The organism is Paenibacillus terrae (assembly GCF_005217525.1).
Taxonomy (GTDB): domain Bacteria; phylum Bacillota; class Bacilli; order Paenibacillales; family Paenibacillaceae; genus Paenibacillus; species Paenibacillus terrae_C.
The window spans coordinates 576,645-602,066 of sequence record NZ_PNXQ01000005.1; the positions used below are offsets into that span (position 1 = coordinate 576,645).

General features: G+C 44.3%; 24 protein-coding genes and 1 pseudogene. 7 read left to right on the forward strand and 18 right to left on the reverse strand.

What is annotated here, in order from left to right; all coding sequences use genetic code 11:
- Window positions 1–740 (reverse strand): BglG family transcription antiterminator (locus C1I60_RS25290; protein ID WP_252361590.1); only part of this gene is annotated, 740 nt, incomplete at its 3' end.
- Window positions 741–1,064: 324 nt separating this feature from the next.
- On the opposite strand from C1I60_RS25290, the gene C1I60_RS05825 reads away from it, so the two are divergent.
- Window positions 1,065–1,925: a GNAT family N-acetyltransferase gene (locus C1I60_RS05825; protein WP_137060880.1), complete on the forward strand. Its 861-nt coding sequence runs from the start codon at window positions 1,065–1,067 to the stop codon at window positions 1,923–1,925.
- Between the two features lie 102 nt (window positions 1,926–2,027).
- Here the strand turns inward: C1I60_RS05825 and C1I60_RS05830 are convergent, their stop codons facing one another.
- From C1I60_RS05830 to C1I60_RS05875, 10 genes are all read right to left on the reverse strand, one after another.
- Window positions 2,028–2,336 carry a GNAT family N-acetyltransferase gene (locus tag C1I60_RS05830; protein ID WP_252361591.1) on the reverse strand — a complete coding sequence of 103 codons (309 nt, stop codon included), beginning with the start codon at window positions 2,334–2,336 and terminating at the stop codon, window positions 2,028–2,030.
- A 29-nt stretch (window positions 2,337–2,365) separates the two neighbouring features.
- Window positions 2,366–3,508 carry a glycerate kinase family protein gene (locus C1I60_RS05835; protein ID WP_137060881.1) on the reverse strand — a complete coding sequence of 381 codons (1,143 nt, stop codon included), beginning with the start codon at window positions 3,506–3,508 and terminating at the stop codon, window positions 2,366–2,368.
- A 21-nt stretch (window positions 3,509–3,529) separates the two neighbouring features.
- Entirely contained in the window at window positions 3,530–4,825 is a 1,296-nt protein-coding gene (locus C1I60_RS05840) for a GntP family permease (RefSeq protein ID WP_137060882.1), read from the reverse strand.
- A gap of 567 nt (window positions 4,826–5,392) precedes the next feature.
- Window positions 5,393–6,730, reverse strand: coding sequence for an MFS transporter (locus C1I60_RS05845; protein WP_137060883.1), 1,338 nt, complete (start codon window positions 6,728–6,730; stop codon window positions 5,393–5,395).
- A 46-nt stretch (window positions 6,731–6,776) separates the two neighbouring features.
- On the reverse strand, window positions 6,777–8,030 hold the full coding sequence (locus C1I60_RS05850; protein ID WP_137060884.1) for an enolase C-terminal domain-like protein: 1,254 nt from the start codon (window positions 8,028–8,030) through the stop codon (window positions 6,777–6,779).
- 91 nt (window positions 8,031–8,121) lie between these two features.
- Window positions 8,122–8,826: a FadR/GntR family transcriptional regulator gene (locus C1I60_RS05855; protein ID WP_137060885.1), complete on the reverse strand. Its 705-nt coding sequence runs from the start codon at window positions 8,824–8,826 to the stop codon at window positions 8,122–8,124.
- Window positions 8,827–8,926: 100 nt separating this feature from the next.
- Window positions 8,927–9,679 carry an SDR family oxidoreductase gene (locus tag C1I60_RS05860; protein ID WP_137060886.1) on the reverse strand — a complete coding sequence of 251 codons (753 nt, stop codon included), beginning with the start codon at window positions 9,677–9,679 and terminating at the stop codon, window positions 8,927–8,929.
- Window positions 9,680–9,695: 16 nt separating this feature from the next.
- Entirely contained in the window at window positions 9,696–10,706 is a 1,011-nt protein-coding gene (locus tag C1I60_RS05865) for a zinc-dependent alcohol dehydrogenase (protein ID WP_137060887.1), read from the reverse strand.
- Between the two features lie 440 nt (window positions 10,707–11,146).
- Window positions 11,147–12,103: an endo-1,4-beta-xylanase gene (locus tag C1I60_RS05870; protein WP_137060888.1), complete on the reverse strand. Its 957-nt coding sequence runs from the start codon at window positions 12,101–12,103 to the stop codon at window positions 11,147–11,149.
- Window positions 12,104–12,367: 264 nt separating this feature from the next.
- Window positions 12,368–13,258 carry a LysR family transcriptional regulator gene (locus tag C1I60_RS05875; RefSeq protein ID WP_137060889.1) on the reverse strand — a complete coding sequence of 297 codons (891 nt, stop codon included), beginning with the start codon at window positions 13,256–13,258 and terminating at the stop codon, window positions 12,368–12,370.
- A gap of 181 nt (window positions 13,259–13,439) precedes the next feature.
- Here C1I60_RS05875 and C1I60_RS05880 point away from each other — a divergent pair, with 181 nt between their 5' ends.
- Complete coding sequence (locus tag C1I60_RS05880; RefSeq protein WP_137060890.1) at window positions 13,440–14,432, forward strand: NmrA family NAD(P)-binding protein; 993 nt, start codon at window positions 13,440–13,442, stop codon at window positions 14,430–14,432.
- A 469-nt stretch (window positions 14,433–14,901) separates the two neighbouring features.
- The gene (locus C1I60_RS05885; protein ID WP_137060891.1) at window positions 14,902–16,347 is read left to right on the forward strand and encodes a DEAD/DEAH box helicase; all 1,446 of its coding nucleotides are present in this window, start codon (window positions 14,902–14,904) and stop codon (window positions 16,345–16,347) included.
- Between the two features lie 106 nt (window positions 16,348–16,453).
- On the opposite strand, the gene C1I60_RS05890 is transcribed toward C1I60_RS05885, so the two are convergent.
- The 3 genes from C1I60_RS05890 to C1I60_RS05900 form a co-directional block, all read right to left on the reverse strand.
- On the reverse strand, window positions 16,454–17,533 hold the full coding sequence (locus C1I60_RS05890; RefSeq protein WP_137060892.1) for a PRK06851 family protein: 1,080 nt from the start codon (window positions 17,531–17,533) through the stop codon (window positions 16,454–16,456).
- A gap of 148 nt (window positions 17,534–17,681) precedes the next feature.
- Window positions 17,682–18,620, reverse strand: coding sequence for an alpha/beta hydrolase (locus C1I60_RS05895; RefSeq protein WP_137060893.1), 939 nt, complete (start codon window positions 18,618–18,620; stop codon window positions 17,682–17,684).
- Between the two features lie 22 nt (window positions 18,621–18,642).
- Window positions 18,643–19,704 (reverse strand): LLM class flavin-dependent oxidoreductase, encoded by a 1,062-nt coding sequence (locus C1I60_RS05900; RefSeq protein ID WP_137060894.1) that lies wholly within the window; start codon window positions 19,702–19,704, stop codon window positions 18,643–18,645.
- A 333-nt stretch (window positions 19,705–20,037) separates the two neighbouring features.
- On the opposite strand from C1I60_RS05900, the gene C1I60_RS05905 reads away from it, so the two are divergent.
- Window positions 20,038–20,619 (forward strand): TetR/AcrR family transcriptional regulator, encoded by a 582-nt coding sequence (locus C1I60_RS05905; protein WP_137061016.1) that lies wholly within the window; start codon window positions 20,038–20,040, stop codon window positions 20,617–20,619.
- A gap of 143 nt (window positions 20,620–20,762) precedes the next feature.
- Window positions 20,763–21,209: a GNAT family N-acetyltransferase gene (locus C1I60_RS05910; RefSeq protein WP_137060895.1), complete on the forward strand. Its 447-nt coding sequence runs from the start codon at window positions 20,763–20,765 to the stop codon at window positions 21,207–21,209.
- On the opposite strand, the gene C1I60_RS05915 is transcribed toward C1I60_RS05910, so the two are convergent.
- The 3 genes and pseudogenes from C1I60_RS05915 to C1I60_RS05925 form a co-directional block, all read right to left on the reverse strand.
- Window positions 21,204–21,542, reverse strand: a complete 339-nt coding sequence (locus C1I60_RS05915; protein WP_137060896.1) for a hypothetical protein — start codon at window positions 21,540–21,542, stop codon at window positions 21,204–21,206. The two genes, C1I60_RS05910 and C1I60_RS05915, sit on opposite strands and share 6 nt — an antisense overlap.
- Window positions 21,543–21,594: 52 nt before the next feature.
- A pseudogene (locus C1I60_RS26405) lies at window positions 21,595–21,711 on the reverse strand (sensor histidine kinase); the annotation flags it as partial.
- 114 nt (window positions 21,712–21,825) lie between these two features.
- Entirely contained in the window at window positions 21,826–22,986 is a 1,161-nt protein-coding gene (locus C1I60_RS05925; RefSeq protein ID WP_137060898.1) for a response regulator, read from the reverse strand.
- 238 nt (window positions 22,987–23,224) lie between these two features.
- On the opposite strand from C1I60_RS05925, the gene C1I60_RS05930 reads away from it, so the two are divergent.
- A complete protein-coding gene (locus C1I60_RS05930) occupies window positions 23,225–23,944 on the forward strand; it encodes a DUF4386 domain-containing protein (protein ID WP_137060899.1) in 720 nt (239 codons plus the stop codon).
- A 7-nt stretch (window positions 23,945–23,951) separates the two neighbouring features.
- Here the strand turns inward: C1I60_RS05930 and C1I60_RS05935 are convergent, their stop codons facing one another.
- On the reverse strand, window positions 23,952–24,536 hold the full coding sequence (locus C1I60_RS05935) for a Crp/Fnr family transcriptional regulator (RefSeq protein WP_137060900.1): 585 nt from the start codon (window positions 24,534–24,536) through the stop codon (window positions 23,952–23,954).
- 376 nt (window positions 24,537–24,912) lie between these two features.
- Between C1I60_RS05935 and C1I60_RS25295 the strand changes: the two genes are divergently transcribed.
- Window positions 24,913–25,422: MerR family transcriptional regulator (locus tag C1I60_RS25295; protein WP_252361592.1), on the forward strand; the 510-nt coding region annotated here is incomplete at its 3' end.

The following is a 25,422-nucleotide window of genomic DNA, read 5'->3' on the forward strand; positions in this document are numbered from 1 at the left end:
CGTCTCTCCTGTAAGAAGGCAATGTCCTGCTTGGAGAGGGAAATGGGTTGTCTCATCTTGGTTCGTTTGACCATTAAGAGGATATGCAGCATTAGAGCTTCGAAAGCTTCGTCAGTAAAGCTGAGCTCATGGCGTTTTTGAAATGCTTTTAATTCATGATTTATGGTTGTAATCTCGTGCGATTCAAACTGTTTGCGCATCATCTGTCCTGTTAACTCAGGACTGTCAATCAGCTGGTTCATTCGCGCCAAAGCGATTCGCTTATTTTTCTCAGAGCCTTGAATGGCCAAACCTACGCGCTGCTTGGTAATCAAGGCCAGGTCAAAGCTGTGCAGCCAGCCATCAATCTTCCCCATATCTCTACGGATCACCGTCTTGTTCACATAATACTGTGAAGCTAGATCCTGAATGGTCACAGGCTTGGCATTCATCAAGAGCCGATAGGCGAGATGCAGCACCCTTTCCTCATCCGACTCATGTCGGGCCGTACTCTCATCCGCATACAATCGATGCAACAATTCATTCTGATCCGCTTCACCCATCTCCAGATAAATGCCGCGTCCCGGCCTTCTCACCAGATTGGCATCAGAATGCTTGACGATATAATCTTCAATTACTTTCAGATCGTTGCGGATCGTCTTTTCAGAGCAGTTGGTCAGATCCGCCAGATCCTGCGCTAACCACAACCGGTCCGGTTCAGTTAACAACATGCGTAAAATTTCCATTTGCCTTTTATTCATTCCATTCTCCCATCTTCCAAAATAAAGAATGTCCAGGGCATTTCGGGCTATATTTTTGCTGGTTTTGTGTTGACTTTAAGTATACTCCAAGTAGTACATTTAAAGCATGGTGGCCGCCAAATTCAAGAATAATGAAAAGAGGAATCGCTCATGACCATTGGGGAAACAGTTCTTATTACTGGGGCCAACAAAGGCATCGGGTATGAAACAGCCAGCACCAATCCCCTTTTTTAAGGGGTTATTTTCATTTTCAGTGGGAGATTGATGGAGCCCCCTTAATTGCCTATAATCCAAATATAGTATGAATTCCTAGGGGGAATAACGGTGATCACCTATATGAGATGCAATGACGTCAGCATGGAACATATTTTTCAAGCATTTTCGCTTGGGTTCTCAGATTATTCTATTCGCCTGACCACGGATCAGGACGATTTCGCGGCACGTTTTTTTGGTCCAGAGGGTAATACACGGAATCACTCTTTCCTTGCCATGGATCAGGATCAACCAATCGGCTTGGTCCTCGGCGGTATCCGGCAGTTTGACGGGTACAAGACCATGCGTTGCGGTACGCTGTGCATCACTCCGGCTTACCGTGGTCAGGGGATTAGCAACAAGTTGCTTGAACTGCATAAACAATCAGCTATATTGGCGGACTGCCAGCAACTATGGCTTGAAGTCATCAAGGATAATCATCGGGCCGTCAAATTATATGAAAAACATGGCTACCAGACGCGTTATACGTTGAAATACTACAACGGCACCCTGCCTTCCGCACCACCCGATGCCCTCTCAACTTTGTACACAATTAAGGGAATTACCTTTGAAGAAGTTGAGGCTTTTCGTAAAACACTCACCGATTTTCACATCCATTGGCAAAGCGATACACCTTATTACGCCGCCAGTACACAGGAGGCTTTTCTCGGTATCTACGATGTGAATCAAGCCTGCCTCGGCATGGTGGCCATGAGTCCGCAGGGTAAAGTCAACTTTCTTTGGGTCGATCCTGAGCATCGTAACCAAGGACTAGGATGCGCCCTCCTTCATAGAGCAGCAAAGATCCAAAAGGTTGAGAAGGTATACATTTGTCTGTCCGACAATGACTCTCTTGAAGGCTTTATCCAAAAAATAGGTCTCTCGAAAGACCCCATTGAGCAATATGAAATGTGTATGCCGCTTCAACGATAATGGTTGTTTCACCACATTTAAATTAAAAAGAAGGTTGATCATGTTGTACAATGACCAACCTTCTTCCTATCCATACTCCCCCGTTTGATCCACCTACATCTATCATTTCTGAGAACGATTGATATACTCTGATTTGACTAAGGCGCACATGTAAAGATCATCATATTTCCCGGACGTAAATTCATATTGGGAGAGGAGCCCTTCTTGCCGAAAGCCTGCTTTTTCAAGCAAACGCAAGGATTGTGCATTCTCTGGCTCTACTAGCGCCTGAATGCGGTTCAATGAAAGGGTATTAAACCCATAGTCGATTACAGCTGCAAGTACCCCTGACATTAACCCTTGGCCCCAATAGGCTCTGGACAATTCATAGCCCATTTCTGCCCAATGAACTGCTGTATCATGCCGGATCATTCTGCGATTAACGCATATCCCCCTCGCCGTTACTCGGCGAATTGAAGCACCCTTGCAATATTCTCGCACGTACGCTCTACATTTTGCGGCCCTTCGAGCAGCAGTTTATCCAGCTCCGATGCTCCCGGCACAATGCCGAACACCGCATCTATTCCTTCCTGGTACAGCGTGTCGATCCCTTCTCCGATAAAGCCAGCGACCGCAATGACCTTTTTGCCGGATTGTTTGGCAGCCTGAGCTACCCCATACGGAGTTTTCCCGAATTTGGTCTGAAAATCGATACCACCTTCCCCCGTAAAAACGATGTCCGCCTTCGCCAGCTTCTGCTTTAATCCGGTGTATTCGATCACAATTTCAATGCCTTTTTGCAGTACCGCCTGAGTAAAAATCAACAGTCCCGCACCCAATCCACCCGCTGCTCCCGCGCCAGGAAGATCGCGCACATCCTTGCTCAGCTGCCGCTTCACCACATCCGCGTAATGAGCAAGATTGGCATCCAATTGCTGCGCCATCTCCGGTGTTGCCCCTTTTTGCGGACCGAATACATGAGATGCCCCATGCGCTCCACACAACGGATTCGTCACATCGCAGGCTACAATCAATTGCACCTGCTGCAAGCGTTCATCCAGTGATGAAACATCTATACGGGCCAGTTCTCCCAGACTGCCGCCGCCGCGAGGGAGAATATTCCCTTTTGCATCAAGAAATCTGGCGCCCAGCGCTTCAGCCATTCCTGTACCGCCATCATTCGTCGCGCTTCCACCAATACCTATAATAATCTTTCGGATCCCCTGATTCAGACACTCACGGATTAACTCACCCGTACCGTAAGTTGTTGTCTTTAGCGGGTTTTTGTTATTCTTGTTGACCAGATGGATTCCGCTGGCGGATGCCATCTCAATTGCCGCAGTGGTGCCGTCTCCCAGCAAGCCGTATGCAGCAGTTACAGGTTCTCCAAGCGGTCCGGTCACCTCGATATAACGAAGCTGCCCGCCTGTTGCATCCACCAGTGACTGTACCGTTCCTTCACCGCCGTCCGCCATCGGAACGTGGACATAATTTGCGGCCGGATAGACCTTACGCAGTCCTTTTTCCATCGCGATACACACTTCTTTGGCAGTCATACTTTCTTTAAAGGAATCCGGCGCCAGCACAAATGTCTTCACTCTCATCTTCTCACCCCATTATACAAATTAAAGTAAAAATCCATATATCAATGTCGCCACAATCGTCATCGTTCCACCCACAATAGCTTCATAAGGGATGAGTCCCATCCGTTGTTTAATACTCATTTTCATGCTGTCTGCCGTGACGTGAAAATAGTTGCCTTGTGGCAAGGAGTCGATGACCGTAGCCCCTGTATGCACCATCACAGCTGCGGCCAACGGGGCCGTCCCCATATTCAGAATCGCTTCCCCAAACGAGCCTGTCGCCAAAATAACTCCCGTTGAGGTCGACGCCGTGGCAGCCGCCATCAGAATACCTGCAAGCGGTGCCAAAAATGTGCCGGAAACTCCTGAGGCTTCAATCAAGCCAACCACCTGAGTAGACAAGTTGGACGCAGAGATCAGACCCGCAATCCCGCCTGCACCGATCAAAATCAGCACGGTCGCCGTCATTTTATTCAAACCAGAGGCCGAATATTTTAAAATATTGCGTCCTTGCCCCATTGCCAGCATACCCACAATCCCGGCAATCGGCAAAATGTACATCGCGTCCACCTTGAAACTCGACAGCGCTTCAATACCGGAGATGGAACCAATCGGATTAATCATCAGCAAAATAACAGCTACCAACGGAGCTACAATTGCCCGTCCCATCGCCGGGTACTTCGAAGTATCGACATCACTGTCCATCGTATCCTGGTCGGATACCTTTACACCTTTGGTTTTCAACATAGACGCCACCAGGACGGTCACGATTAAACCACATATCGCAGGAACCACACCTGCCAGCATAACATGACTTAAATCCAGATTAAATCCACGTGCCGCCGCAATCGTATTGGGATTTGGAGAGATGATGTTCCCCGCCTTTCCGCCTCCGGATAAGGCCAGCAGAAGCGCCAGCTTGGAAATCCCCATTTTGTTCCCGACCGACAATGCAATAGGTGCCACGATTAGCACTGCGACGGGAATAAATACGCCTACCGCCGTAATAATCATCGTTGCCAAAGCCAACGCAAGAATTGCTTTAATACCGCCAAACTTCTTCACAATGGCTTGTGCAATCGTCTCTGCCGCCCCGGACTCCATCATCACACCTGCCAATACACCTGCGGCGAGCACACGAATGACCGTCCCCATCACACTTTGCGTACCGCTAATCAATACACTAATGGTCTGCTCCAGATTGGCTCCGCCCAGTAAAGCACCTACAATGGCTCCCAAAAACAAAGCGTAAACCGGATCCAGCTTTCTTAATATCAGAATAATCGCAATAGCCAGCCCTGCCAGAGCTCCTATCCAACTGATCGTCAACCCTTCCATCTGCCTAACCCCTCGGGCAATTTTTGATACGCTTTCATTATATCGACTGCGGAGGATGAAAAATATTGAAGAACGGACGAAATTGATTGTGCATTTGCACATAAAAAAAGTCCAAATTCCTCCTTCAGGAATCTGGACTTCTGAAAAAAATTACATCCTCATATTAAATACTTGCCGCCTTTATATTCGTAAAACCTATGTTTTAATAGAATGGATGCGCTTCTTTGACTAATGGTGAAATCTAATATAGAGTAGTAATCAGGGTTTGAAAAGAATAGCCATATATACTGATGTAACAGAAATGGCTGGACACATGGATGCAAAGACCAGATCGAATTTGCTTTTCCATCCGTTCGCCTCAATAGACAACTCCTCAAATGGTTCCTGCACTATTTTAACGTTTCCCTTTATCGATGGCTTAATACTCTCTTCCATTAAGGCTGCCAACGGTCCTGAAGGCTCAACGGCGGTAACATTTGCCCCTTCGCAAAAGGAATACTGAAGACACCGGAGGCAGCGCCAATATCCAAGATGAAATAAACAAGCGTTGTTTCCCTTTTACTTGATCTAGATTTCTGCCTTTTTCTCCATTTTGCTCAAATCAATCGGTTCCAGTTTATCAACGATGAGCAGGAAGGCAATGCCCCCAATAATAGCTACCGCCGCAGTATATAACATAGCCCCGTGGTATCCTCCTGTTTTTTGAATTAAAGCACCAATAACAATCGGGCTAATAATTCCTGACAAGTTACCGCATAAATTAAGCACCCCACCTACCGTACCGACCATTTTTTTCGGTAGAACATCTCCAAGACATATCCACCCCATATTGGAGTAAGCGTTTGCAAAAAACGCAACAGAAAGAATAGTAACGGCAATAATCGGTTGATCTTCGAAAAAGTTGGCAAGGGCCAGAATACTGGTCAAAATCATACCGGTAACCATCGGAAGCTTCCGAGCAAAAGTGAGGGTTTTCCCCTTTTTTAATAAGAAATCGCTCAAAAATCCGCCAAATAAAACACCAGCCATAGCCATCATATAAGGAAGTACGGCTGCGAACCCAGCTTTACTGATGGGCAAATGCAAGCCTTTTTCAAGATAGACCATAAACCAGGTTAAAAAGAAGTATAAGGTAGAGGAAGCCGCGAATTGAGCAATAAAAATACCCCAAACCTTACGTTGTTTAATGACAAAGAATACTTCGCTCCATGTCGTTTTTTGCCCGTGATTAGAGATTTGATTATCAAATCCACCGTTCATTCTTATATAATCCAATTCTTCCTGATTTGCGCGTTTACTTTGTTGAGGGTCCCTGTAAAGAAAGAGCCACAATATCCCGAAAATAATGCCAGCCGCACCCGTCGCATAAAATACCGCTTCCCAATTGTATTCCGCAATAATCATAGCTAATAAAGGAGTAAACAGTGCAAGTCCGATATATTGCGCTGATGAATATATACTTACGGCCCTCGCACGTTCCTTATTGGGGAACCAGGACGTAACGATTTTCGTGTTGCTTGGATAAGTGGGTGCTTCCGTAAGTCCGATCAGCAGTCTACAAATGAACAGCATAGCAAATGATGCTCCAGTGCTAGCAAAAACATTGTGTGAACTGAAAGCCATTATAAAAGTGAATGTACTCCATAATATAATTGCCCAGCCATAAAGCATTCGAGCTCCGATTCGATCCAGAAGCCAACCGACAGGAACCTGGGCGGCGGCATACGCCCAGGTGAAAGCAGAAAACAAAAATCCGAGTTCAGTAGAGCTTAATCCAAACTCATTTTGGATGGTTGAGCCAGCTACCGATAAGTTGGCCCGATCCATGTAATTAATCGCTACGGCTATAAAGAGAAGAGCCAAAACAAAGAAGCGTACTTTTGTAGGTTTGTTTTTGATACTCATGGTTAGCGCCCCTTTTTATTAGTATCTACAATCTTATAAAAATACCTCATGGCTTTGCTGATGTACCGTCCGGAGTTCGAGCCAGCGTCCATATTGGAATTGTGCCCTGACAAGGATACTTTGCGGCTTCTTCCTCTATAATGTCGATTCCAAGCCCAGGACGATCATTCACATACGCGTACCCATTTTTAACTGTCGGGCAGCCTGGGAACACAGCTTGCAGTTGCTCGTTAAGCGGTGTCCACTCCTGAATGCCGAAATTCGGAGTGCTCACTGACAGATGCAAATTAGCCGCGACTCCGACAGGCGATATATCACCCGGTCCATGCCAAGCCGTTCTAACCCCATAAAACTCGCCGAATATTGCCAGTTTCTTGGCTGGAGTTATCCCACCGATCGCGCTCACATGTGCACGAATAAAGTCAATATGGCGATTAGCGATTAGCGATTTCCATTCGTTCACGTTCGTAAACAGCTCTCCCATGGCGATAGGAGTGCTAGTCTGCTGCCGGATCATTCCGATCCAATCCAAATCCTCAGGAGAAGTAGGGTCCTCCAAAAAGAACAAATGGTAAGGTTCCAGCTTCTTAGCTAATCGAACAGCTTCAATAGGTGCAACTCTTTCGTGGATATCGTGAATCAATTCGACATTGTAACCAAGAGTCGCACGCAGGTGCGCAAATAAATGCTCTATGCTTTTAGCGTAAGCTTCAGGATCGAAATAGACACCAGTCTGTGTGTTCTCCGGAGAATGCTTTGATTTAATATTCGTAGCGCGTGAAATAACGCTGGCAATCAAGCGCGTGTCCTCCGTACCGCTGCCGCCATACATTCCCATCTGGACACGAAGATACTGATAACCCTCATCCATTAGTTTCCTGGCGTTTTGCTCCACTTCGACTTCAGTGCTGCCATCGACATGGCGATACAAGGCAATTCCGTCACGACATTTGCCGCCTAGCAAATCATAAACCGGCATACCCGCAATTTTTCCCTTAAGATCCCATAGAGCCATATCCATACCCGACAGGGCGTTGTTCATAATGGGACCATTTCTCCAGTAACCGCTTACACTCGCGCTATGCCAAAGATCCTCTATTCTTGATGGATCTTTACCAATTAAGAAAGGTTTTATATAGTCCTCAATAGCCGATTTGACTGCAAAGATCCGTTGGGTAAATGTCGCGCAACCAAGCCCATATAATCCTTTTTGATTCGTTTCGATTTTCACGACGACCAGATCGATTCCGCCAGGGGCGGTTAAAATTACTTTTACGTCTTCAATTATAATATGGCTCATCTTAAAATCCCTTCCTTTATCTGTAAACCAGTTTGTTGTTAGTTGTCCTACATGTTTTTCGAAAATAAAAATAGCCATTCTGATAACCATTTTATTTATTAGAACTCAAATGCTGCTTCATTTTTACTACGTTTTCTTTCATCGACTCTTTTATTATTTCCTGTGCCGCATCGCTGTTTCTATTTTGTAGCGCTCTGAAAATGTTAATATGCACCTCGATACTTTCTAACGTAACGCCAAAAACCCGATTTAATTCCTCTAAATAGAAATAATAAAGCTCTTTGATTCCTTTGGTTACACTATAGAAAACATCATTTTTCGATGCTTTGGCGATCGCGAGATGAAATTCAAAATCGGCTTCCGTATATTTTTTATAATTGTTTTTGTTATTGATCATTGTATTCAAGATATTTTCCAGGCTTTGAAAATCCTCATCCGAAGCATGCTGCGCAGCTAATTCCAAGCATTTTAATTCGACGGTTAGACGGAAATCCATCATATCTAAAAATTGCTTCTCGCTTAGCCGCATAATAGGTCCCGAATCAAAAAAGGTGAATTCATTCGGTACTTCCGCTACAAATGTGCCTCTACCTTGGTGAGTAGTAACAATACCCATGTCTCTCAGCTTTTGAATGGCACTTCTAACGCTTACCCTGCTTACCTGGAACATCTCACAAAGCTGGATTTCCGAGGGAATCTTGCTGCCTACTTCCCAATAACCGCTGCGGATATGCTCATTCATTTGCTCAAACACACTGTTTACAATATTATTTTTTTGGATTGACTTAATACTCATCCTTATTCACTCCAAACCTGTCATACAAGCAGCTATCATTATACAACATGATTTGGTTTACGTAAACGAACTCATCTTCACCACAGTCGGTAACAACCGGTTATCGCCCTAGCCAACCTCCGTCAACAGCAAGCAAGTGCCCATGTATATATTGCGCTGCATCGGAAGCCAAAAATACGGCCGGTCCTTTGAAATCATCAGGATTTCCCCATCTTCCCGCTGGAATTCGTTCTAAAATTTGTCTGCTCCGAACAGGATCTTTGATTAGCGCCTCATTCATATCTGTGGCAATATAACCCGGAACGATGGCATTCACGTTGACGCCTTGTGATGACCATTCATTTGCCAGCGCTTTGGTCAACTGCGCTACTGCTCCTTTCGCCGAGGCATATGCAGGAACAAAAATCCCCCCCTGATATGATACAAGCGAAGCAATATTAATGATTTTCCCACTTTTTTGGGCAACCATATATTTGCCTGCTTGTTGGCAAAGCAGCCATACTGCTTTTAAATTGGCTTGAAGCACATCATCCCAGTCTTCCTCGGAGAAATCCACAGCCGGAGAACGCCGTTGTATACCTGCATTATTTACCAAAATATCGATATGTCCCAATTTCTCCACTACTTGCGGAATCGCTTCTTTAACTTGTTGTGAATTACTTATATCACAAGGAATAATTATACATCTGACACCAAACTTTTCGATCTCCCGTTGGACGGAATCATGCTCTGGAGAACGCTGAAGCAAAGCAATGTCTGCTCCAGATTCTGCCATACCCAGAGCGATCGAGCGGCCAATCCCGCGAGTGCCTCCGGTAATAGCAGCTACTTTACCTTTCAAGCTCAGTAACATGACGGTTCCTCCTTAATTAGGGGTGAAATAATACTTTTAATGAAATCTCAGTATTGTCCATAAGGTCAAATCCTTGCTTGATCTGCTCCAATGGCAATCTATGAGAGATTAAAGGACGAACATCAATAATCTTTCTCTCCATCAATTGAATGGCTGTTGCAAAATCGTTCGCGCTCGCGCACCTAGTTGTCGTCAAAGATAATTCTCTGAAGTGCATCGCAGCCAAATCAACAGCTGGAGGCTGCTTGTAAACACTTACAACGACAACTTTACCCTGGAATTTGATGCATTCTAACATTTGCTTGGCAGTAATTTGAGTGCCTGCCACTTCAAATACAACATCTGCGCCGACACCTTTTGTGTAAGCAAGAACCGCTTCCTTAATATCGGCTTCTTTGGCATTGATCGCCGTAAATCCAAGTTGCTTGGCGATCTGCAGGCGTTGAGGACTGATGTCTGAGATAAAAATCTCACTTGCACCCGCTTGCTTGGCTACTAATCCGATAAGCAGTCCGATCGGTCCTGCGCCAAGAATAGCCACACTGTCTCCGACCTTCAGATCGGAGCGATGCACGGTATGAACTGCTACTGCAAGCGGTTCTGTTAATGCCGCCTCTTCATCCGTAACGTTGTCAGGCAGCCGGTGAAGGCGATGACTAGGAACCGCAACATATTCTGCAAATCCCCCGTCCCTGTCGATACCGATGCATCTTAATGTTGCGCACACATGACTTTGTCCCGCTCGGCAAGCTGCGCATTTACCGCAAGTCAAATAAGGCTCAACTGTTACCCGGTCCCCCGGTTGAAATTCATCTATATTTGCAACCGATTCAACTGTTCCGCAAAACTCATGCCCCATAACAAGCGGTGCTTTAGCACGGGGATGTTTCCCGGCATAGATCATCATGTCCGTTCCGCAAATTCCGGCATAAGCAACCTTGATCAACACTTCATCATCTTTTAAAATGGGTTTCTCCACAGTTGCCAATTGAACCAATTTCTCACCAACATACATTCCTGCTTTCATTGCATTCCCCTCCCAATCATTATCCACTAGAATTGTGCGAGCACTTTCAATTCTTAACGGTCCCTTGTATCCGTTATAACTCAATAAATTTGTCATACAACACAAGTATTAGTAATCCTTAACTTGTCCTACAACAATAATACTCCAAGCCATATATTTTGTAAACGCTTTATTTTCATGCGCGGAACGAGACGTAATGTTCCTTACACTTAATGAACCACATGAGTGACTATAAATAAAACAAGCGGAACGCCCATCGTTGTTACGGGTGTTCCGCTTGTTTGGTTGGCAGGAATTAATCGTTCTTCAGGGGTTCAAATTACAGGGTATCGCTTCTATAACAAGCTTTTTCGCAGGTAGTTTCAGCCAAGGCTACATATTGCTTCTCTTTACTATTACTCATGATACAATTCTCCGCGCTGTCGACATCACCATTGGCACTAGCTGCCCAGATATTGTCTCAGCCATTGGAGCGCGGGACGTTCCGAGCCGTTCGAGTTCAGCAGATGTGTATTCGATATCCAGGTTTGCCCCTGAATGTATCCCCAGAGCGTAACGCCCTTCACCGAAGGATGCTGCCATAATACCGGGAATTTCTCCTTGTATCTGGCAAGCTGGGTGTTGTCGTCGCCCGTGATATCCAGCTCCGACACATAGATTGGCAATCCTGTTGCCGCTAGCTTGTTCAGTACAGTGTTCATTGTGTTGACTGAGACGGTATCCATATTGAACTGGTGGCATTGTATGCCAATTCCGTCAATTAAGCCTCTACTCTTGAGCTGATTAATAATATTGACATATTGATCGGTTAATGAGGGATCGCCGATAATTCCATATTCATTTATAAGAAGCTTAGAATTTGGAAAAGCTTGTCTAGCCTGTTGGAACGACCATATTACCCAATCCCATCCGGTCGATCCGTCACCACCAATGGCATTGCGGAAGGACGGTTTCTGATGCAGTGGCTCATTCACCACATCTACAAACTCCGAATTCGAATAGCGCTGACCGGCAGCTTTAATCCACTGGGTTACTTCAGCCTTCTGATCAGCTGCCGACAGTCCACTAATCCATCCTGGCTCCTGGGCGCCCCATACCAAGGTGTGAAACTTGAACGGAAACCCATTATTACGGGAATAGTTGTAGGCGGTATCTGCCTGCGACCAGTTCATATTGTTACGATTGCCTTCAACCGAGCCCCACTTGGTTGAATTCTCCGGCGTCACCTGATTCCAGTACGTTCCGTAACTAGGAGGGACACTGCCGGCAATGACATTCCCGAGGAATTTGTTTCCTTTCGCCAGACCAGCATCAGCCTGATTCACCAGAACAGATGATAACAATACACCCGTCAACGCCAAACAGCTTACCAACTTGCCTACTTTAACTCTCAACATATAATCTCCTCCTCACACGTTTTAGGTTTGATACTTTTCACAATTGTAAAACGCTTACATTTCCAATTATAATAATCGGTGGTTATTTTTTACTACCTATGAAAATAAAGATTTAATCCAAGAAACTTTACATCATTGCGGGACAGCCAAACATCTGCGATCCTTTGCTATACATCGTTTCAATTAAATCTAGCTTGGCATAATCCTTAAATATCCCAGATGTATCACGGTAATTCTTTGGTATCGTTCTCTATAATCATCCTTCTATTGTATAAACATTTTATAGATTTGCTTTGCAGCGTTAACGAACCCTTGTATTTCATTCCGTTCATTATTTTTATGCCATGCAATTCCATAAGAAACCAAATCTTTCACATCCAAAGGAATGACGGAAAGCTCGGAATCTTCTGAGCATACAAAATTCGGCATCACCGCTATACCCATCCCCCCCTTGATCATTGCATCACTAATGAGAGCATTATCACTAAAATAAACGATGGAATCAGAACATTGCATCTGGATATCGTTTTGAACCCGTGCCATTTCGGTTGGGCATTTTAAGGGATCTAGTAGAATAAGGGCTTGGTTCCGCAGATCAGCTACCGAAACCATAGATTTGCAAGATAATGGATGATCTTTAGGTACAACACACACAAATCTTCCCACAAAAAGTTCTATGTAGCCAACGTCTAATAAGTCTTCAACACTTTCCTTGGAAGCAAAAATCAAATCCAATTTATAATTGGTAAATAGATTTCTATTCTCTTTATAATCAGCCATTTTTAAGTAAAGGTGAACATATGGCAACTTCTCTTTGTAAATACTTAATATTTTGGGAAGGTATTTCACTTCCAAGTTTCCCTCATACCCAATTGATAAATTAGATTCAAATATACGAGAGTAATTCTTTGCCTTTGCTATTGCAATATTTGTTCTTGTAAGAATATCCTTTATATCTTTATAGAAGGAAACGCCAGCTGGAGAAAGTTCTACACTTCTCTTTGTTCTAATAAATAATTTTAATCCAAGTTCCATTTCCAGCATGTTAATCTGATGTGTAACGGTAGGTTGAGTGATATATAAAAGTTGCGCCGTTCTTGTAAAACTCAGAGTTTCAGCTAGCTGAACGAAACACTCGAGTTGCTTAATATGCATTCTGATGCCCCTCCTACATTTATAGAAATCATCTATTAATGATAACATATTTCGATATCAGCTCCGTCCCAAAAGCTGATATAGTTTGTTCAAGGAAGTATGTGAAAAAAACAACAATTGGCGGTTCCTAGTTGTTGCCGATCATACCAACCCTTTAATCTGAATTTTAGGAGGAAATCATATGCGTTATATTGTTACGGGAGCAGATGGACAACTAGGCGGAAGAGTAGCAGCGAACATGCTGAATGAAGTTCCAGGGGATCAACTGATTTTCACATCTCCTAATGTGAGTCGTATAGCTAAAGAAACGATACTAGCTTGGGAGGAACAAGGCGTTACCATCAGAGAAGCTGACTACAATAACAAAGAGCAAATGATTGAAGCCTTCAAAGGCGGTGATCGAATCTACTTCGTATCTGGTGTGGTCATTGGACCAGAACGCGTTCAGCAACATAAAAATGTAATTGATGCTGCTATTGCTGCTGGTGTGAAACACATTACGTACACTTCATTCTTGGGCGCTAACCGCGAAGGATATTATCAATTTGTGTTACCGGACCACACAGAAACCGAAGCATATCTTCGGGAGACTGGAGTAGATTACAACATCATGAGAAACAATCTCTATATGGAAAACTACTTCACCAATTCCGTTATGCTGGCTTTTTTGAGTGACAACAAATGGTATACGGCTGCAGGCGAAGGAAAAGCAACTTTTATTGCAAAAGACGATAGCGGACGTGTAGCTACTGCTTTGTTATTAGGTAAGGGCGAGCATAACAAAGACTATGATGTAGTCAGCGGAGAATTAATTAGCCAGCATGAAATTTGCGATATGATCTCCGCAGCAGCCGGTATTGACTTTGAATATATCACGCTTGACAATGATGCGTTCTATCAATATCTGGACTCCATTCATATACCTCGTGATTCGCATGGCGATTATTCGAAATCACCTGTACCATGGTGCAGTAACGACATGGTAACTAACGAAGCGAGTATCAGAGATGGTTTGATGGCGATTCAAGCCGATACAGTTGAAAAATTGACTGGTAGAAAACCATTAACTGCACGTGACCTGGTTGAGCAATACAGCTTTGTATGGAAAAATAGAGTAACTACTTATGCTGGATTAAACCCAAATGTGACTAGCTTCTCGGTTAAACCCAAATAAACCCTCATGTATGTTGCTGGTTCTTCCTACGTCACTCACTGGTAATGCAGTTTCTGGAACTAATTTGACAGAGGCAGCCATTCTGCGGGCATCGTCGCGCCTATCGATGATTCGCGATATCTACCGTTTTTTAGGCTCGTAGGAAGGACAAATAGGGCCGCTTAACGCAAACAAAGTAACGTCCGTGCTCCCTTTAGAGGAGGCCGATTGATGCTTTGCAACCGTGGCTGTAGCTTTAATCCTCAGGTGAACTCCCTTTCCAAATCTATGCCATTGTCATGCTTTCAAAACCCTCCCGTATATCTTCGCTTGGAATACGATCACTACTGCCTGTAACGGCAAGATTGGGAATATTCGATATGTATTAGAGTGAATCTGGATATAGAGTATACTATATAGGTATAAGTTAGATACACGATGACATTCTATATGTATAGGTATTCCAAATACAGCGAAGAAGAGGTTGAACATGAGTCAGAAGCATTTTTCAGATTATCCATTAAGTGAAGAAATTGTGAGAGCGCTGGATAGTCTAGGCTATGAGACGCCAACAGAAGTTCAGACGAAAGTCATTCCAGTTGCGCTTGAGAAGAAGGATCTTGTTGCCAAATCACAAACAGGTAGCGGCAAAACAGCATCATATGGCATTCCACTCTGTGAGCTAGTAGATTGGAATGAAAATAAGCCCCAAGCTTTAATCCTGACGCCAACCCGTGAACTCGCGTTACAGGTCACCGAAGACATCACGAATATTGGACGCTTTAAGCGGATAAAAGCAACGCCCCTTTATGGGAAACATCCTTTTCATATTCAAAAGGCCGAGTTAAAGCAAAGAACACATATGGCTGTAGGTACGCCAGGACGTGTACTAGACCATATTGAACGAGGCACGCTATCGTTAGATCGAATGGCCTATCTCGTGATTGATGAGGCTGATGAAATGCTGAATATGGGCTTTATCGAGCAAGTTCAGTCGATCATTCAGGCCCTGCCTAGTGACAGGGTTACGATGTTATTCTCCGCTACTTTTCCTGAGGATGTAGCCAGACTGTCACGTAAATATATGAACAATCCTGTTGAAATTGAAATAAAAGCGACCGGTATAACGACAGCTACCATTGAACACTCCTTGATTCAGGTGGCTGAGGCGGACAAGCTGGTATTACTTCAAAATTTGCTTATTGTAGAGAATCCTGAGAGCTGCATTATTTTCTGCCGTACGCAGGAGAATGTAGATAAGCTATTCAGAGCCTTGGCTGATCTGGAGTATCCGTGTGATCGTATTCATGGGGGGATGGAGCAGGAGGAGCGTTTCGAGGTGATGAATGCGTTCAGAAGGGGACAATTTCGTTACTTGATTGCGACTGATGTAGCTGCTAGAGGTATTGATATCACGAATATCACCCATGTCATGAACTATGATATTCCTCTTGAGAAGGAAAGCTATGTTCATCGTACAGGACGTACGGGACGTGCAGGCAAGACGGGGAAAGCCATTACCCTGGTTACGCCTAAGGATGACAGACGATTAGCCGATATTGAAGCATACATTGGATTCGCAATTCCGAAAGTAAAGGCTCCCTCAGAAGAGGCTGTAGATCGCCGTAGAGAAGATTTTGAGCAGAAGCTGCATGTCAGAACTGTACTTAAAAAAGACAAGCGCGAGCAATTAAACCAACAGATTATGAAGCTTAACTTCAATGGCGGCAAGAAGAAGAAACTTAGAGCCGTAGACTTTGTGGGAACCATCGCTAAGCTTGACGGGGTAACCGCAGACGATATCGGGATCATTACGATTCTTGATCATGTAACCGATGTTGAGATTTTGAATGGCAAGGGTCCACTTGTGCTAGAGATTATGAAGAATACGACCGTAAAAGGTAAACTGTTAAAGGTACGCAAGGGGAATAAGTAGAGGTTACACGGTATAAAAGAGGGTCTAGGAGAAAGGCGCTATAGACGCACCTTTCCTCCAGCCATTTTAATTATGATGGTCAGTTGTGCCTGCTCATGGCTACCAGCTATCCCCTAATTTCCTGTTCTATCCGGGATCTTATCTGATCTACAAGGTGGGCATCCATCGTCGCCGCATAGATTTTCTTTAGCTCATCCCGTAAGGACTTAGCTTGCGTCAGATGCTGTATGGATTGCTTCATGGCTTTAGAGTATCGCTCTTTAATGTCAGCAATAGCATCCGAATGTGCTTCATCTGTGCCGGGCTGTATACAACGCGAATACATATCGACAATTTCATCGGTGGCGTGGACGGGCTCATACTCATGCGGTGCCGTGCTGTCGAAAATAGCAAACCCAAGCTCTCGCACGATAATCATATCGAGACTGTTCGGATCGAAGCCACAATGGTAGATTTCGATATCAAAGCCACGTTGTATTCCTTCATTCGCTAATTTCTTTAACAGAGTAGATTTACCGGATCCGGCGCGGCCTTTAACCAGATACCTCTTTAAGCCCGCAGTCAGATTAGGGACGTAATCAACAGCCCCCTGCGGCGTAGTCGCACCTAGAAAACGACGGTCTACCCGACTTACTCTCTCTAGTTTCCGATCACCATAGAGAAGTTCAATATACTCCTGGGTCAGTTTATCAGCTAATTGAAAATTCATGCTGGCTATATATATGGTTTCCCATTCGTCGTGAATACGGAGTGCTTCGGCAAAGCCGGAATAGGCTTGGTTATGTGCTTGCGTGATCTGTTCAGTCAAGCTGTCTATTTCTTGCTTCTGCAGATTCAACTGGAGCCTATCGGCTGCCTGCTCTACATCCACGTGTACGATAACTGTCTCAGGCAGTTCGGGCTCAATGACATGTGGTGCCGTTCCATCCACGATTCCTGCTTTTAACTTGGGGATAATTACTCCGTCCAACGCATCGTTATCCGCTGCGCAATGAAGAATCCATATCTCATAGCCTTGCTGTGCCATATGCTCTCCAATTTCTCGAATAAGCCTTGATTTCCCCGTACCAGGGCCTCCTTGTAAGACAAACACACGTGTTAATCCTTGAAGTGACGAATTATACAGGTTAGCAAATCCTTCAGCCGTATTGCCGCTGGCATAGAAATTAAGGATCGTTCCGTCCATAATCACACACCTTTCTGGGCGAATGTCATGCTTCATGCTCCATTGTATTAATTTTATACGGAAAAGGTGCCTTTTATTTCCTACCATCTTTGATAACTGAGGAATTTGAAAAATCCTTCAGACCTTTTGAGACAGCCCCCTGGATTATTTAAGGATTAAGCGCTCTTGCAATGGCATCCACATAACTTTGGCTGGCGCGTTGGCTTACTTCCGCTTGCGGAACCATCCCTTCAAAGCTGTGGAATGTGCCAGGATACAGATGAAATTCGACGTCTATACCCGCTTGAGCAAGGCGTGCCACATATTCGATCGTCTCATCTCGGAACAGATCAAGCTGGCCTACGCACGTATAGGTCGGCGGTAGCCCCGCCAGGCTTTCCGCTCTCGACGGGACCGCGTGTGGAGACACCTCGCTATCTTCGGTACGATCTCCCAAGTACATGTTCCAGGCCGCCAAATTGTTCGTCCGGTTCCATGTTGTATTATCAGCCGTAATTTCATGGCTTGACGCCGTAATATTGCGGTCGTCGATCATCGGATACAGCGGCATTTGGAAGACGAGGGCTGGCCCGCCTTTGTCGCGAACCATTAAAGCAAGCGCTGCGGTCAGACCGCCGCCCCCGCTTGCACCGGCAATCGCGATTCGATCCAAGTCGATGCCCAGCAGCTCAGCTTCGCCCGTCATCCACGTCAAGCTGGCATAACAGTCATCGATGGCAGCTGGGTAGGGGTGCTCCGGAGCAAGTCGATAATCGACCGATACGACGACGCATTTAGCCGCCTGCACGAAGCGTTCGCACAAAGCGTCGTCCATATCAGGATGCCCCATCACATAACCTCCCCCGTGAATCCACAGCATGGCCGGAAGCTTAGCGTCAGTGCGCTGGGCAGGTTCGTAGACTTTGACCAATATTTCGCCTGCTACGCTTGGAATCATCCGGCTTGTCGTATGTACGTGCTCCGACTTCTCAATGGGAGGACCCGACAAATAGCTTCTGCTCAGTTCTAAATTTTCCTCTAGTTGAAAACCAGGGAATTGTGCTAATACCGGCCTTAATTCTGGCAATACCCGACTTTCAGAATTCATTCGAATCACTCCTATAATTGAATTATGATCTTTTTTCTGTCTCGGCTTCCCACTTAGCTATTTCTTCCCGAACTCGGGGTGCTACCTCTGTACCTAGCAGCTCAATGGCTCTCATCACCTCGGCATGCGGCATCGTGCTTAACGGAACATACAACATAAAGCGTGTAACGCCTACATGTTTGCGAAGATGAATGATCTTCTGGGCAACAGTCTCGGGATCGCCAACATACAGTGCACCTTCAAAACTGCGCGCGGCGTCGTAGCTAGAACGATCATAATGTGCCCAGCCCCGCTCCTTACCCAATCTATTCATACCTGCCATGGTAGAAGGGAAAAATGTATCGGCAGCTCGCTCAGTATTCTCTCCAACAAATCCTATCGAGTGCGATCCAACCTTAAGCTGCGATTCATCATGACCAGCGTGCGCCGCTGCTTTCTTATAAAGCTGCACAAGCGGTGCAAAATCCGTCGGTTTCCCACCGATGATCGCCAGCATCAATGGCAGTCCTAACAGACCTGCTCGGATAGCAGAATCCTGTCTGCCCCCACTGCCAACCCATATCGGTAAAGGATCCTGAACAGGCCGTGGATACACGCCCAAATTGTTAATCGCTGGCCGATGCCTGCCCTTCCAGGTTACTTTTTCGGACTCCCGTATTTTAAGGAGCAATGCCAAATGTTCTTCAAACAGCTCATCGTAGTCGTCCAAGTCATAGCCAAACAGTGGAAAAGATTCAATAAAGGAACCCCGGCCCGCCATAATCTCCGCACGTCCATTTGAAATGCCGTCCAGCGTGGCAAAATCCTGAAAAACGCGCACCGGATCAACTGAAGAAAGCACCGTCACTGCACTGGTCAGCCGAATCCGTTTCGTCTGCGATGCAGCCGCAGACAGCACAATTGCTGGTGAAGATGCCGAATAATCCTTCCGGTGATGCTCACCTACGCCAAACACATCAAGTCCCACTTGATCAGCAAGGATAATTTCCTCGACAACTTCACGCAATCGCTGTGCGTGGCTCATCACTTCACCTGTCTGAACATCCGGTTTCGTTTCTACAAACGAAGTAATACCTATTTCCATGATCCATCTCTCCTATACTAATAGCTTTCTCTGTCAGCAGCTTCAAACTATTATTCCGGTTCTTTTCAAGCAGGCTGATGTGTAGCTCAGATTGATGCTACCCCTCCTATCTCCGTTGGTTTTAAGCATCTTAAAAAAATAACATACTGATCGGTAAGATAATTTTCTCAGTAATATAACTCATAGAAACGATTAATGTCAATAAATCAAATTCCCTTGTTAGGATAAACCAACCTGCATTTGACAATATAAACGACTAATTATAAGATAATAACATACTATTTGGTACGAAAAAAAGACTGCTGACAATTACACATGGGAGAGGTGTTGATTATGGGACGAACCCGCGAATTTGACGAAGAAAAAGCATTAGATGCAGCTATGCAACTATTTTGGGAGAAGGGATATGAGGCTACCTCATTAAGTGATCTAACTTCCAGAATGGAAATTCAACGCCCCAGTATATACTCAGCTTTTGGGGGCAAAAAAGAATTGTTCGAAGTCGCGCTACGCAAATACATGATGTCCCGTGCTTCTCTGGTCCGAACCAAACTTCAAAGCAACCCATCTGTAAAAGAAGCATTTCGCACTTTTTTTGAAGGTGTGGTCGATGAGGAATATACAGGAGACCCTAGAAAGGGATGCTTTTGCATTAATACAATGGTCGAACTTGCGCCTCATGATGAGAAATTTGAAATTCTTACTAGGGAACATCAAATGTACCTATCGGTCATATTTCAAGAAACCATAGAACGAGGTATACAATCAGGTGAACTTGAGATCGGGCTAGATGCGAAGGCTGTATCACAGACGCTAATCGTATCGTTAATTGGACTAACTGTAATGATGAAGTCTCGTCCAGAGCGATCATTTATTAATAATACGATAGAGGTGACACTTACACTGCTTAAATAATTCGGAATGATTCAAATTATACGAAGGGTAACCACTATTAGGTCATTCGCACATGTCTGTCATCGTAACTCACTGATCTTTTTTTGCATATTCATGCTTAATAACGTATAATAATTCAAAACTAATAAAAGGGAGCACATCTAATGTCATTTGTAGTAAGAAACGCTGAGCCTGATGATTTAAACAGTTTGACCGAGTTAATGTATGAATACATCGTTGGTTTTTATCAAAACCCTAGGCCACCTGTCGAAAAAATTCATAATTTGATCCAAACCCTTTTTGAACAGCAAAATGGTATACAATTTGTGGCAGAACAAGATGGAAAGCTAGTCGGATTTGCTACATTATTCTTTACATTTAGCACGATGAAAGCAGACAAAATTACAGTTATGAACGACCTTTTTGTAATGGAACCATTTAGAGATACAGAAGTGGAATTTCAGCTTTTTTTAGAATGCCAAAAATATTCACAAAATCATGGATATGCGCGTATGACCTGGATCACTTCTACTGAGAATAAACGCGCTCAAATTTTCTTTAAAAAGATGGGTGCCACCCAAGGGAAAGATTGGGTCCACTTTTCTTCATAACAAGGCAGGATTTTGATTATACAAGGCCATTGGACTAAAAAAACAACCATTGACGACTTGGAGCGTCGTATTAAAGACTGGAGACAATCCGACGGAATTTCCGTTCCAGCCGTTGAACTGCAATCCGGTTAACATGGAATTGTTCGTTGTATCTATCGTAAGTTCTTTGCTTACCATGCTGGCCTTGCCGTCTTTCTCGGCTGTTCCTTCAACGGTATAAGTGCCATCGGCCAAGTCCGACAGAGGCTCCAGTATTCCAGCTTCTAGACAACGCTGAAACGACAAAAAAGGCTGCTCACAAGAGAACGACTGAATAGTTTCAGTCTTCCTCAAGAGCAGCCTTTCGCATGCAGCGGCAACCTCAATCTGCCGCCAAGAACTCCGTCTACTTCATCGGAATGACAAAGGACACTGTCGTTCCCTCGCCGGGTTTGCTGTCGATCGACAGTCCTTGGCCATACAGTTGGATCAATCGTCGGTTCGTATTGGAAATGCCAATGCCGTTATCTATGACTTCAATGAGAAGGATGAAAATGATGTTACGACAAGAGGTTCTGGATGGAATTAGTCTATTCATACCGTGACAGTTCGACAAAAGCCGGATTTATTCATTTATTTATACTACGAACGACGAGGCGGTATCCTGCGACTTCCACTGCTCATACCAACGGGTAATGTCGGCGCTAATCGGCAGTTCTAACTCGCGTTCTATTCTCTCTTTCAGGATCAAATATTGTTCTTCTACGTCGACAGGATTGCCAGCCGCGTGATAGAGCTTCATCAAAGAAAAATAGCATTCTTCCTCGTCTGGACATATTCGTTGAATGCGTAGGTTCACTTGGATGGCTTTGTCCAACGATCCTTGCTGCTGGTAAAACTCGCTTAGTTTATTCATCTGGTACAGCCATAGTAATCGCAAGCGCTCCCGTTCATGTTCCGCCCACAAGTACCCATAATCTCCAAGGTAATCACCCGTGTACATCCCAAGCACGCGCTCATAAGCGTCGACGGTACGCTCACCCATGACGCCCAATTGCTTCATCTCATATTCCCATATATTAATATTTACACGCGCTTCTCCAATTTCAAGCTGGTATCCAGCTTCTAAATCTCCGGCGTGAATGGATACCGTTTCCATACTATATTTTTTTAAGGTTTGACGAATATAATAAATGGCCGTATAGAGATTCTGTGCTGCCTTTGCCTCCTCAACATCCGGCCATAACAATTCAAGCAACACACTACGGTTAACCATCCGGTCCCGATGATGGAGCAAATAGGCGAACAATTCTTGCGCCTTGCTTGTCCTCCATTTAACACTTTGAAACTCCATACCGTTCGGTTTGAACTGAATCCGATTGAAACAGCAGATCAAAGGCGAGTCCGTATCCGGCCGTTTCGTCAAGACTTTCATGTCCAGTTTCTCTTTTATCCGTATAACAGTATTTCGTAAACGCTCCCTTTTTACTGGCTTCATAATATAGTCCAGGGCATAAAGTTCAAAAGCACGCACTGCATACTGATTGTAACCGGTCACAAAAACAATCTCGATGCCTGGAACGACTGCCTGTATCTGCATACCAAGTTTTAAACCGTCGATCTCGGGCATATGTATGTCCAGGAATACTACATCGGGCCGATGTTCTAATACACCTGTAATAACCTCTTTTGGATTTGAGAACGCAGCCACAATCTCTATATCACTTATTTCACTTTCAAGTATTTTTTGAAGCCCGACCAACGCTAACGGTTCGTCATCAACTAATAGGACTTTCACGTAGAACCTCCTGAACAAGAGAGATAGTATATATAGCATAAAGAAGAAAAAAAGTTACTTATGATATGGCTCAGCTTAACGATTTATCGGCTAAAAATGACCTATGATGAATAGGGATTAAGCCATCTAGACCTGCAAAACTTCTACTGAGAATATACCTGCCCTTGATTTAAGTCAATGAATCGGTATAACCCGCCTATTATAATGAAATCAATTCAGAAAAATAGGGGGTTATATGATGGCTACCTCAGGAAAAGAACTAACAGACCAGCGAAAAATTGCTTTAACTGCTGGCACCTCGCTTGTCATTATGACACTTGCTGCATTTTTTTCGTATGGCTTTGTCCATGAAAGCCTTGTAGTGCAAGGAGATGCCGGTGCCACATTTCATAACATCATGTCACAACATATGCTTTTCAAAGCAGAAATCTTGGGTTGGGTCATCATCCTGATCTGTGACATCGTGGTCGCCTGGGCTTTCTATATCTTTTTGAAGCCGATTCATACAAATCTTTCATTACTTGGTGCATGGCTCCGTCTGGTCTATACGACTATATTGGGAATTGCCATACTGAATTTAATATTGGTGTCAGTTCTCTCAAGCAGTACAGACTACTCATTATTATTTGAAACCAATCAACTTCAAGCACAAGTGATGCTGTATTTGGAAGCATTTGATCCGATCTGGTCTATTGGTTTAATTATTTTTGGCGGGCATCTACTGATTGTGGGCTACTTGGCTTTCCAGTCAAACAGCATACCTAAAGTCATCAGCATCTTAGTATTAATTGCTTCCATTGGCTATATTGTCATTCACCTATCTAATACGATTCTCCCACATTACGATGGGATCCTTACGATGCTTAAACTTATATTTACCGTGCCGATGGTTGCAGGAGAATTGGGCTTTGGATTATGGTTGCTGTTCAGAGGAGGGAAAGCTTCTATACAGGCTTGACGCTTGCCTAGTTATTATCTTGATGAATCCGCTTCTTGATTCTGCTGAGTGACTCTGGAGTAATGCCGAGATAACTCGCAAGTTGGTGTTGAGGTACACGATCGATTAAACCAGGTCGATTCAGTAATAGTGCTTTGAAGCGCTCTTCAGGTGTAGAAGCGATAAATGAAGCGAACTCATCTTGTACCTGACCAAAGTTTTCCTCTATCATTCTGCGTGTCATCGATTCCAGTTGAGTGTACTGGTTATACATGTCTTTTTTGGTATCCAGGTTGCCAACGACCAATACGCAGTCTTCAAGACACGTAATAGTGTACTCGGATGACTTCTCTATTTTATGATGATTAAACATCGAAATGGCTTGCTCTTCTGTGTAAAAATTGGACGTGATCTCTTTTCCCGTTTCATCAACCAAATACTGCCTTACACAACCCTTCAACACGAAATAGCATTGAGCTGGAACATCTCCTTGTCTAAGGAGAACTGTTCCTTTTTTATATTCTTCAACAAGTATATTGTCAACAATCGCCTGTTGTTCTTCTTCGTTAAGTGACGTAAATTTAGTCAAATATTTGAACAATATTCTCCTCATTTGGCTTTCCTTTCATCTTATAGATTCATTCATTAGCGTTAATATCCTCTTAGCATCTCCTGTTTATATTATATACCCACATTAATAAATTTGTATGAGAAGTTGTCGCTTTCCCACTCGTTGTGATACGGTTCTCGGTATTGCCTATATCGGCAAAGTGCTGAAAAAAAGGCCCTCCTTTGCGAGATGGCCTTCCTCCTTATAGAAGCAGCTCAACCAGCCCCTAACGAATTAAATTGAGCCAATTCCGCGATATGAGCACTATTTGTAACCTCAAATTTCTTATCCATAAATTTAGCTTGAAGGTGACGTTACGTCACCTGCTATACTTACTGAGAATGACATGCTGGAGCGATCGATTGGATGTGAGGAAAGGATGAACAAAGAGAACTATCTGACGACAGGGCAGCTTGCCAAGCGTACAGGAATAACGGTCAGGACATTGCGATATTACGATCAGATTGGGCTTCTAATTCCAGAAGATCATCTCACTGGATCCATAAGATCGTACAACATGAAGGACCTGGAAAAATTGCAGAAGATCCAAACGTTGAAGTACTTAGGGCTATCACTGCAAGAAATAAAGGACATCTTAGATGCAGAGTCGCTATCCATAGGGGAGATCAGACATTCGTTGCAAGCACAGCTCGATGTTCTACAGAGGAAAATCGCTCATACGGAGCACGTAGTCCACGCAATACGAGATGCCATGGAAATGTCGGTCAATGGGTCTAATTGGAACCATTTGGTGGATGTTATTCGAACCGTGCAGAGTGGTCAAAATTGGGGAGAACAGTATCGGACGGCGAACCGCCTGCAGACGCGGATACATCTTTATGACAAGTTCAGTACGAATCCGCAAGGCTGGCATCGTTGGGTCTTTGAA